Source organism: Sphingobacterium tenebrionis (assembly GCF_037126265.1).
Taxonomy (GTDB): domain Bacteria; phylum Bacteroidota; class Bacteroidia; order Sphingobacteriales; family Sphingobacteriaceae; genus Sphingobacterium; species Sphingobacterium tenebrionis.
Window position 1 is genome coordinate 13,496 of the sequence record NZ_JAYLLN010000025.1, and the last position, 12,015, is coordinate 25,510.

Annotated in this window: 7 protein-coding genes; 6 read left to right on the top strand and 1 reads right to left on the bottom strand. The window is 38.8% G+C overall.

All coding sequences use genetic code 11. From position 1 onward, the window contains the following. Nucleotides 1-35: 35 nt before the first annotated feature. The 3 genes from VJ786_RS10740 to VJ786_RS10750 all read left to right on the top strand — a co-directional run bounded on the left by VJ786_RS10740 (nt 36) and on the right by VJ786_RS10750 (nt 4,216). Entirely contained in the window at nt 36-728 is a 693-nt protein-coding gene (locus VJ786_RS10740; RefSeq protein WP_134776357.1) for a DUF8832 domain-containing protein, read from the top strand. A gap of 84 nt (nt 729-812) precedes the next feature. Further along, nucleotides 813-2,114, top strand: a complete 1,302-nt coding sequence (locus VJ786_RS10745; RefSeq protein ID WP_134776356.1) for a BamA/TamA family outer membrane protein — start codon at nt 813-815, stop codon at nt 2,112-2,114. 14 nt (nt 2,115-2,128) lie between these two features. After that, on the top strand, nt 2,129-4,216 hold the full coding sequence (locus tag VJ786_RS10750; RefSeq protein ID WP_245153271.1) for a TonB-dependent receptor: 2,088 nt from the start codon (nt 2,129-2,131) through the stop codon (nt 4,214-4,216). Nucleotides 4,217-4,596: 380 nt separating this feature from the next. Here VJ786_RS10750 and VJ786_RS10755 read toward each other — a convergent pair whose 3' ends face one another. Next, a complete protein-coding gene (locus VJ786_RS10755) occupies nt 4,597-5,331 on the bottom strand; it encodes an SIMPL domain-containing protein (protein WP_099365590.1) in 735 nt (244 codons plus the stop codon). 100 nt (nt 5,332-5,431) lie between these two features. On the opposite strand from VJ786_RS10755, the gene VJ786_RS10760 reads away from it, so the two are divergent. The 3 genes from VJ786_RS10760 (at nt 5,432) to VJ786_RS10770 (ending at nt 12,014) form a co-directional block, all read left to right on the top strand. Then, nucleotides 5,432-8,293 carry an alpha/beta hydrolase family protein gene (locus VJ786_RS10760; RefSeq protein ID WP_134776355.1) on the top strand — a complete coding sequence of 954 codons (2,862 nt, stop codon included), beginning with the start codon at nt 5,432-5,434 and terminating at the stop codon, nt 8,291-8,293. A 189-nt stretch (nt 8,294-8,482) separates the two neighbouring features. After that, entirely contained in the window at nt 8,483-10,672 is a 2,190-nt protein-coding gene (locus tag VJ786_RS10765; RefSeq protein ID WP_099365597.1) for a glutamine synthetase III family protein, read from the top strand. A gap of 505 nt (nt 10,673-11,177) precedes the next feature. Next, complete coding sequence (locus VJ786_RS10770; protein ID WP_336557697.1) at nt 11,178-12,014, top strand: MBL fold metallo-hydrolase; 837 nt, start codon at nt 11,178-11,180, stop codon at nt 12,012-12,014. Nucleotide 12,015 lies beyond the last annotated feature (1 nt).

Sequence of the window (12,015 nt, forward strand, 5' to 3'; positions counted from 1 at the left end):
TATTTTGTTAATTAAGTTGAATAAAATCGCAAAATATGAACAACCACCACGAACAGCATAACGAAATTGATGTAGATGTTATACTAGATCCACAACGTGTGGAAGCAGGTAGGCCTGTATCCATTAATATTTCCTTAAAGCAAGATAACAATGCTGTTTCTTTAGATACGGTGCATGAGAAAAAAATGCATTTATTGGCTGTCAATGATGAACTGACCTGGTTCGATCATTTACATCCCGAAGAAAATAAAGGCCCGTACCTAGTTGAAGAAACCTTTCCAACCGCTGGAAAGTTCCTATTATTCGTAGACTTCAAGCCTCAGGATGGGGAGCCCATGGTACACAAACATGAAATCCATGTTGTAGGGGACGAATTGAGTGAAAAAATTGAATTCCAACCGGAGATAGTCGCTAGAGAAGACGATTATATCATCACTTTGGTCAATGGCCGGGAATTGAATACGGGAATGCAGACCCTAGCCTTCACCGTTGAAAAAGAAGGCGAAATGTTAGGTGAAAAGGATTTGGAAAAGTATCTAGGCGCATCTGCGCACATTGTGATGATCGAAACCAAATCAAAAGATTTTTTACATATTCATCCCGTATCCAATAAGAAATATCCAATATATGCAGAAGCCCATATCGAAAAGGCTGGCAACTATCGGATTTGGGTGCAGTTTAAAATATCGGGTAAAGTCCATACCGTAGACTTTTCTGTAGAGGTATAATATTATTTGATTCCTATGACAAGAGGGATAGCTTTATTTTTATACTTTTGTTGCTAATCATTTAAAGCTATCAATCAAATACCTATGCGCTTTCGCATTTTTTTGCTTCTTTTCATATTTATCCAAGCTTCGAAACCAAAGCATGTAATTGCCCAAGTTCAGATCCAAGATACGATTAGTACAAAGTTGGAAAAGGATACCATCCATCCTACACAACAACTTTATGACATTGTGGACCTGTTCAAGGATATCAATCCTTTTAAGAAAAAGGATTCCACTGTAGTAAAAAGTACTAAAAGATCTGCAATTACCTATTTGCCCAACCTGAACTATAACCCATCTATTGGTGGTCAGATTGGGATCAAAGCGGTTGGAGGTAAAATTTTGGGTAATGAAGCCAACACAGCAATGTCCATAGGTGCGGCAGCGGTCAGTGCCACGACTAGAGGGATTATTGTGGGATACCTGATCCATGACATCTATACCCCTGGTAATAGATGGAACATCAAAGGAAATATGATGGTGGCCAAGGCCGTAGGACTGGATTATGGTATGGGTATAGGTGGTCCATTGGAGAATCCCACGGAAGAAGAATTGATCATGAACAATCCAGAACGTGAGCGTTATGTGAATAAGTTTATGGTTTATTCCATCAGTGAGCGGGTTTATAAAAACCTATTCCCTGGAGCTTTCGTAGGTGTAGGTTTCTTTTTTGAGATGAAACGGAAATTCGAAACCGTAGGTTCCGATCCAGGCATGGCACCTGTAGAAATATACAGCCGTTGGAATGGTTTTGATGCCACTCGTGTAAACAACAATGGCCTCATGTTGAATATGCAATACATGACAAGGGATAATCCGAATAGCGCTTATAAAGGCTATTATGTGGATTTGGTGCTACGTATGAACCAATCTTGGATGGGAAGTGCACAAAATGCATATCAATTACAGACAGATTTCCGAAAATATTGGCAATTGTCTACTGAAAGACCTAATCATGTATTGGCCTTCTGGAATTTCGGTTCTTACAATCTTGGAGGTAAATTGCCTTATGTGGATCTTCCAGGTACCGGAAAAGACCCTTATGCCCGAAGTGGTCGAGGATATACCTTAGGTTATTTTAAAGGAAGATCATTTTTCTATTCGGAATTGGAATATAGATTCCCTATCCTAAGGAACCAATTCCTAAGCGGAGTTGTATTTGCCAATGTGCAGACTGCTAATGACCAGATGGGCACCGAGTTATTTAAAATCTGGCAACCGGCTGGAGGTGCTGGCCTTCGACTATTATTCAATAAAGCAACCCGCACAAACCTTTGTATAGACTATGCCTATGGAAGGTTTGGTCAGCATGGCTTATTCCTGGGGTTGAACGAGGCATTTTAAAGACATTATTATTCATGACCCATATAAAAAGTAAATCACTATTAACTGTTGCTTGTTTGTGTTTTATCCCCTTTCTGGCAAAATCTCAAGAAACAATAAGAGATACCAGCTATAGGGAAATTGACCCTGTCGTGGTTAAAGCTTATTTCAATTCGCAAGCCTTACTAAGCTTGACTAGTCCATCTAAGGTTTTAACTAAACCATTACTTAATGCACAACAACCATCTTCCTTGATTTCAGCCATGAATACCACAGCAGGCGTACGCATGGAAGAGCGATCTCCTGGTAGTTATCGATTGGCTTTAAGGGGTAGTATGATCCGTTCTCCATTTGGAATCAGGAACACAAAAATTTATTTGGATGAAATCCCAATGACGGATGCCAGTGGAAACACCTATTTCAATCTTTTGGACCCTGTAGGGATTCAGCAAATCCATGTGTTAAAGGGCCCTGATGTTTCCTTGTTTGGACCAAATTCTGGAGGAGTAGTTCGGATTAGCCCTAATGGTTTGAGCCAACCAAATCATGAAAAATCCATTCTTTTACAGGGAGGGTCCTATGGAATGTTTCATCAAACTTTATCGATTGGACATGAAGTGAATAAAAAATACAGCTTTTCCTTTGACCAGGCATTATTAAGATCTGATGGATACCGTGAACAGACCGGTTTATCCAAAAAATATGTTCAGACTGCGCATCATTATCAATATAATCCCTCGGGAAGCTTAAAATTCTTAGGGATTTATAGTGATCTTGGCTATGAAACGCCTGGAGGTTTAACCCTTCAACAGTATGAAGAGAATCCTCAACAGGCACGTCCTGCTGCAGGGAATTTTCCATCTGCTGTTGACCAACAAGCTGGAATCTATAACAAGACTTTATTAGGTGGATTGATCCATGACTATCAATTTCAGTTTGGATTGAAACATGTCATATCTGTATTTGGCTCCCATACGGATTTTGAGAATCCCTTCATCACGAACTATGAAACTCGTAAAGAAAAGAATTTAGGATATCGAACCTATTTTTCATTTGATAGAAATCCATCAGAGGATTTGAGTTGGGAAGTTCAGGCAGGGATGGAATTACAGAAAGGTTGGTACCATATTAAGAATCATGAAAATAACCTTGGCGAAATAGGCAATCTGACAGACAATGACAGGTTGGATATGCTTCAGGATTCTTACTTCCTAAGAGCAAAAGCTCAATTGTTCAAGAAATTTACAGCTGAAGCATCATTAGGGCTCAACAATAACAGCATCAATTTCGAACGTGGAATGACAGATGAGCTTGCCAAAGGTGATATCGATTTTCATTCTAAATTGATGCCAAGGGTAGCCTTATCGTATTTAGTAGCTTCGAATACCGCTTTGCGTGCAGCCATTTCAACAGGTTATTCTACACCGACTTTATCAGAGGTTCGTTCTTCCGATAACCAGATCAATACAGGTCTACAGGCTGAATCAGGAACAAATTATGAATTGGGATTTAGGCAGGAAGCCTTCAATCGGAAATTGATTATTGATTTGACGGCTTATCACTATAAAATGGACAATGGCATCGTCCGACAGTTGAATGAAGAAGGCAATGAATTTTTTGTGAATGCTGGAAAAATTGATCAAAAAGGTTTAGAGACTAGTGTACTTACGGAATTAATCTCCCCTCAGCCTGAAAGATTTATCCAACAACTAATTCTTTCTACCAACCTGACATATCAGCATTATAAATTTGATGATTATCAGGTTGATGATAAAGATTTTTCTGGAAATAAGGTTACTTCTATTCCGGAATGGATGTGGGTGAATATGTTGGCCTTGAAATTTAATAAGGGCTTTGAATTGAATGTATTCCATAATTTCACGGATGAAATTCCGTTGAATGATGGAAATAGTGTTTTTGCAGATAAATATCATTTGGTTCAGGCGAAAGCTTCTTGGGGAATTGGATTTTTAGATAAGTATAAGGTTCAATTTTTTATTGGTGCTGATAATGTGTTGAACCAAAAATATTCTTTAGGGAATGATATTAATGCGATGGGAAATAGGTATTTCAATGCTGCTGCCCCTAGGAATTTTTATGGCGGGGTTAAGGTTGGTTTTTAAGTTAACCACGCGTCATTGCGAGGAACGAAGCAATCTTTCCACATGTCATGCTGAGCGAAGTCGAAGCATCTACATTTGGTACCCGTAAAGATCCTTCGACTACGCTCAGGATGACAAAGACCGCTCAGGATGACAAAGTCCAAAGATTGCTTCGTCGTGCCTCCTCGCAATGACGCAAAACCTTCTCGCAATGACGCAGAGTTGCCCTCGCAATGATGGGAATCACGCCCAAATCCACCATTTTCGTATGTAAAACCATTAAATTCACTACAAAAACACCCTTAAAACATACTTAAACCGTGTTTTTACTACCCTTACATACTAAAAACATACTTTCACATTACTTTCACCCTACTTTCAGTACGAACCAAACCCCTATCCTAATTCGACAAATAACTCGCCTTCACCGTTATATTAGCCGTCTTACTCCTAGAAGTTGTATTAAAAGCTCCCCCATAAGAAAACTCTTCATTATCATTCTGACCCGTAATTTGAAAAATCCCTAAATCCGCTTTCACCAGCTCCCCTAACGAAGAACCTGCCTCTTTTGCAATATTCTCGGCTCTTGAACGCGCATTCTGTGAAGCTTGAGAAATCAATTTCAACTTCAAATCCTCCAATCCAGAAAAATAATAACTAGGCTGATTCGAACTCAACTCAATCCCCTGCGATATCAATGCCGAAATCTCCCTTGACGCATTATCCACCTTATTCAAGTCCTTAGACTCCACACTGACATTCTGTGACAAACTATAACCAGAAAAAGTGGTATAACTATTCCCATTACTATCCGTAGAAGAATTAAACTCTCGATTTATATTCACCGCATTGAACAGAATTTCGGCCTCCTTAATACCCTGCCTAACCAAAAAATCCCGAACCAATTCCCTATCCCTCTTCAATTGCTCCGAAGCTTCGCTCAGATCCATGGATTTTCTACTATAAGAAGCAGACCATTTCACAATATCCGATTCAAAATCGGTTTTTGCATTACCAGTAACATTAATCGTATTTGAGTTTTTGTACTTGTATTTGTAAGCATTGGCAAACAACAAACCAAATATTATAAAAGCGATCCCTGCGATTACACTAATGATGATTCCTGTATTCTTCATGATATGGTCATTATTATGTTTATAATAAAATTGTTATAATCTCATTAAACCTAAGTTAACGTTTTTTTGAGTAATATTGATGTTCCAAACAATACAATTTATGAAACATAAATTCAGCTTACTTTTCATTAGTTTTTCCTTATTATCATTTGCCCAGGCCCAGAAAAAGCCAATCGATCATACGGTATATGATAACTGGAAATCTATTTCCAATCCTTCCATCAGTAAATCCGGGAATTATATCTATTATGCTATTGTTCCACAGGAAGGTGATGCATTGGCCATTTTGAAAAATAATAAAAACCAAAGTTTACTGGAAATCCCAAGAGGTAGTAATCTTAAATTAACGGAAAACGAAAAGTTTTTGATCAGCACCATCAAGGCCCCTTTTAAGGAAGTTCGTGAAGCAAGGATTAAAAAGAAAAGACCTGATGACATGCCCAAAGACAGTTTATTGGTTTTTGATATCCTGAAGAATAAAACCACTAAATTTCCTGCAGTAAAATCATCACAGCTAGCTAGAAAAGCGAATAATTATGTAGCCTTCATATCAGAAATCGTGTTGCCAAATCCTAAAAAGGACGAAAAAGCAGACTCGACGAAAAAAGAAGAGGTCAAAAAAGAGGTTATCGCTGCAAAAGATAGTACCAACAACAGAAGACCTAGCCCTAGAAAAGAGAAAACCACTCCTGTTCTCCATGTATTGGACTTGAATTCAGGTGACACTTCGCAAATTCTAAAGGCGGATAATTTTTATTGGAGCGATAATGAACAATATTTATTATTCACCCGCAAGGGCGAAGGCAAAGATACCCTGAATGAAGCTGGATTATATATTTACGATCTCGCAACCAAAAGCAGCAAAAAGATATCTAATGGAAAGGGAACTTATAAATCCTTCCGTTTTGATGATCAGAATCAGCAATTGGGATTTTTAGCTGAGAAGAGTCCGGAAAAAGCATTGCAAAAGGAATATAAGTTATATTATTATACTCCTAAACAAGACAGCGCTTACATCATTGCCGATAAGAACAGTTCAGGAATGCCAGAAAAATGGAATGTTTCTGGCGATGGATTCATCAATTTTAGTAAAGCAGGAAATAGATTGTTCTTTGGCTTGGCACCTATTGCCAGAGTAAGAGATACGTCTTTGGTAGACTTTGAAACCGCAAAATTAGATATCTGGCACTGGCAGGATGATTATCTTCAGCCGATGCAGTTGGTGAATGCCCGTCGGGATATGTCGCGTAATTATACTGCTCTGATCAACTTAGCCGGTAACCGGGCGATCCTTCCACTTTCCGATGATACCTTCAATAGAATCAGTTTAACCGGTGATGCGGATAATGAATGGGCATTAGCGACTTCAGATGCAGAATACCGTATTGAAACGCAATGGTCTGGAGGTTCCAAATCGGATGTATACCTGGTTTCTACCTTGACCGGAAAGAACAAATTAGTGATCAAGAACCTTTCCGGAATGGCCATGCTCTCTCCTACTGGAACACATGTGATCTACTTTAATCGAGAAAATGCCAACTGGTACAGTTATGATATCCAAAAAGAATCAACAACACATCTAAATGAAGGCTTGGCCATCAGTTTTGTAGATGAGGAAAATGATGTTCCTGCATTACCAGGTCCATATGGATTGGCAGGTTGGTCCAATGACTTTAAGAATATCTACCTAAATGATAGATTTGATATCTGGAAATTAAGTTTGGATGGAAAACATAAAAGCATGCTTACCAAAGGAAAAGGTCGTGAAAATCAAATCACCTACCGATATGTGGATATCAGCCGGGATGATGATCCAAGAAAAAGAGCGACTATTATTGATGAAAAGAAAGCAATCTATTTAACCGGTTTCAATAAAACCAACAAATATAACGGCTATTATAAATTAGATAAAAAAGGTCCACAAGAGATTTGGGCTGGACCATTTACCTATAGAATGCTTAGCAATAGTGAAAAACTAGATCAGGTAATCTATACCAAGGAAGATTATCAAAAGTCTCCTGATCTTTATTTATTGAGCAATCTTAAAAATGAAACCCGTTTATCAGACATCAATCCGCAACAGGCCAATTATAATTGGGGAACAGCGGAATTGGTAAAATGGAAAACTCCGAAAGGACATGAGGCAGAAGGTATCCTTTACAAACCGGAAAACTTTGATCCAAACAAGAAATATCCGATCATTGCTTATTTCTATGAGGTATTAAGTGATGGCTTGCATACCTACCAAGCACCTGCACCAACTCCTTCCAGATTGAATATCCCTTATTTCGTCAGCAACGAGTATTTGGTGTTTGCACCAGATATCCGTTATGAAACAGGATATCCAGGTCGTTCGGCAGAAGAATATATCAATTCAGGTATGCATCATTTAGCACGGAACAATGCTTGGGTAGATTCGACGAAGATGGGTATCCAAGGACAAAGTTGGGGTGGCTACCAGGTGGCACATTTGATCACCAGGACCAATATGTATGCCGCTGCTTGGGCAGGTGCTCCAGTAGTGAACATGACCTCTGCTTATGGAGGTATCCGTTGGGGAACAGGAATGTCTAGACAATTTCAATATGAGAACACCCAAAGTAGAATAGGCAAGCCACTATGGGAAGCACTGGATCTATATATAGAAAACTCTCCATTATTCTTTATGGATAAAGTGAATACGCCGGTTGCTATTATGCATAATGATAATGACGGTGCAGTGCCATGGTACCAAGGGATTGAATTTTTCACGGCATTACGTCGTTTAAATAAACCTGTTTGGTTGTTGAATTATAATGGCGATGACCATAATTTAATTCAAAGGCAGAACAGAAAGGATATACAAATCCGCGAAGCGCAGTTTTTTGATCACTTTTTGAAAGGTAAACCAGCAGCAAACTGGATTAAGAAAGGTGTGAAAGCTACGGAAAAAGGTATTGATTGGGGACTGGAAGTAGATTAATCCTTATTAAAAACCAATAATAGGCTGGATATTTTGTTATATCCAGCCTTTTTTTTGACACATTTATTGTTTTTCAAGCTTATTTTGTGATTTTTTTTTCAAAAAAATATTTTGAAATCGAGAATTTACCATATTTTTGAAATGTTTTTAGAGAGAATCATCACAAACTCAAGATATAAATATAAAAATATGTCAAATTCCAGATTCGCCGCCGTTGAAGAAGCAACAAAACACCACTTCAACGTGTCATCAGCAGTAACTTCAGAACGTGCTATCCATATTTTTGGTAAAAACGTTTTCACCACTGCAAAGATGAGGGATTATCTTCCCAAATCTACTTTCAATGATTTAAATACCGCTATTGATGAAGGAAATCAAATCAGTAGAGAGATGGCAGAGTTCATTGCACAAGCTATGAAAGCTTGGGCTATTGAAAATGGAGTATCACACTATACCCACTGGTTTCAACCATTGACCGGTTCAACAGCTGAAAAGCATGATGCTTTCTTTGAACCAGATGGAGACGGTGGTGCGATTGAAAAATTCACTGCAGATGCATTGGTACAACAAGAACCGGATGCATCTTCTTTCCCAAATGGTGGTATCCGTAACACCTTCGAAGCACGTGGATATACGGCATGGGATCCGTCCTCTCCTGCTTTCATCTATGAAACGGCCGCGGGAAAAACCTTGTGTATCCCAACTGTTTTTGTTTCGTATACTGGTGAGTCCTTAGACTATAAAGCTCCCTTATTAAAAGCAATTGCAGCAATCGATAAAGCAGCGACCGAAGTGGCGCAGTACTTTGATAAATCCATTGATAAGGTAACTGCTTCATTAGGTATCGAACAGGAATATTTCTTGGTAGATTTAGCCTTATATAATGCACGTCCGGACCTTCAGTTAACTGGAAGAACATTATTTGGACATATGTCTGCAAAAGGCCAACAATTAGAAGATCATTATTTTGGTGCTATCCCTGAGCGTGTATTAGCTTATATGGTAGACCTGGAAAATGAAGCCTTAAAATTAGGTATTCCTTTGAAGACTCGCCATAACGAGGTTGCTCCGTCGCAATTTGAATGTGCTCCGATGTTCGAAGAGATCAACTTGGCCATTGACCACAACCAATTGTTGATGAATCTAATGGAACAAGTGGCTATCCGTCATAATTTCAAAGTATTATTGCATGAAAAACCATATTCAGGCGTAAATGGATCTGGAAAACATAATAACTGGTCTTTGATTACCAATACAGGTGTTAATTTATTGTCTCCTGGAAAGACTCCTAAAAACAATTTGATGTTCTTGACCTTTTTTGTCAATACCATCAAAGCGGTTTTTGAGCATGCTGATTTATTAAGGGCATCTATTGCAAGTCATTCCAACGACCACCGTTTGGGAGCAAACGAAGCACCTCCTGCTATTATCTCCATCTTCTTAGGTTCTCAGTTGGATGAAATCTTGGAAGAAGTGGAATCTGCACGTGTTGCGAAGAAAGTGAAAGCAGATGCCAATCTATGGCATGGCATTCCAAAAATCCCTGATTTGAAATTGGACAATACCGATAGAAACCGTACTTCTCCATTTGCTTTTACGGGAAATAAATTTGAATTCCGTGCGGTGGGTTCTTCGGCAAACTCGGCATTACCCATGACGGTTTTGAATGCTATCGTTGCCGCGCAATTGATTGAATTCAAGAACGAAGTGGACAAACAGATCAAAAAAGGAATCAAAAAGGATCTTGCGATCTTGAATGTTGTTCGTAAATACATCAAGGATTCAAAAGCAATCCGTTTTGAAGGAAATGGTTACAGTGAGGAATGGGAAATTGAGGCTGCTGCTCGTGGTTTATCAAACATTAAATCAACACCTAAGTCTTTGGATGTTTATGTAACTCCAGAATCTATTGAATTGTTTGAGACGTTGGGGATTTATAATAAAAGGGAATCGGAAGCGAGACATGAGATTTTGTTGGAGAACTTCTTCAAGAAATTACAGATTGAGGCAAGGGTGATTGGGGATGTGGTTACTAGCCAGATCGCTCCGGCATGTATTATCTATCAGAATCAATTGATTGAGAATGTTAGGGGATTGAAAGATCTTGGATTGGGTAAAGAAGCATATAGTTCGCAATTGAATTATATTGAGCGCATCTCTAAGCACGTGAATATTATTTTGGAAAAAGCGGAAGAAATGCGTCAAGCACGTAAGAAATCGAATACTATTGAGGATATGCGTGAAAGAGCAATTGCTTATGATGAAATTGTAAAGCCTTTCTTTGATGAAATCAGGTATAATGTAAATAAATTGGAGAAATTGGTGGATGATGCAAAATGGCCATTGCCAAAATTGAGAGAATTGTTGTTTATACATTAGGGTGTCTAATAGATTATAGATTTTAAATAATAGATTTTAGATTATAGATAATAGACATTAGATTATAGATTTTGAAAAAGACCTCGTTTTACGAGGTCTTTTTCTTATTTTATTGCCTCTTTTCCTGCGTCATTGCGAGGAACTTTACACGTCATTGCGAGGCATTTGGTCATTGCGAGGAGGCACGACTTTCCGCGTCATTGCGAGGAACGAAGCAATCTTCCCGCATGTCATGCTGAGCGTAGTCGAAGCATCTGTTCGTTTGTACCCGTAGAGATCCTTCGACTACGCTCAGGATGACAAAAGGACTTCGCTCAGGATGACATGGGGCGACCATATCCAAAGATTGCTTCGTCGTGCCTCCTCGCAATGACGGATGTGTAGTGCCTCCTCGCAATGACGGGGCTTACTTGAAAATAATAATTACAGGGAGTAACCCAAAATAAAAACAAACTTGTCATTCTGCTTTTAAAACAGCAAATTTATATTCAAATAAACGCAGAAGATGAATTTATACAGTATCGATACCGGGTTTTTCAAATTGGATGGTGGGGCGATGTTTGGTGTAGTACCGAAATCTTTATGGCAGAGGACTAATCCTGCAGATGCTAACAACCTATGTACTTGGGCAACTCGATTGCTCCTAATAGAACAAGGAAGCCGATTAACCTTGGTAGATACTGGTCTTGGGGATAAACAGGACGATAAATTCTTTTCCCATTATTACCTTCATGGAAATGATACCTTGGATGGATCCCTAAAGAAACACGGTTTCCATCGGGATGATATTACCGATGTAATTCTTACCCATCTTCATTTCGACCATTGTGGGGGTGCGATAATCCGCGAAGGAGACCTCTTGTCCCCTGCTTTTAAGAATGCTGAATTTTGGTCAAATGAAAAACATTGGGATTGGGCAGTCAATCCTAATCCAAGGGAAAAGGCATCCTTCTTGAAAGAAAATATCCTACCCATCTCGGAGAGTGGGCAATTGAAATTTATTGATGAAAATAACCCTGTTTACGACAGCGACATCTTCATGAGATTTGCCAATGGCCATACCGAAGCCATGATGTTGCCGCAGATGAAATATAAGGATAAGACCATTCTGTACATGGCCGATCTTCTTCCATCGGTTGGTCATATTCCAATTCCTTATGTTATGGGCTATGATGTACGACCTTTGGTAACCATGCAGGAAAGACAGGATTATTGGAAAGAAATTGTGGATAATGAATACATCCTATTTCTGGAACATGATGCTGAACATGAATGCTGTACGCTACAATATACTGAAAAAGGAATTCGTTTAAAGGACACTTTCAAATTAAGTGATATTTAAC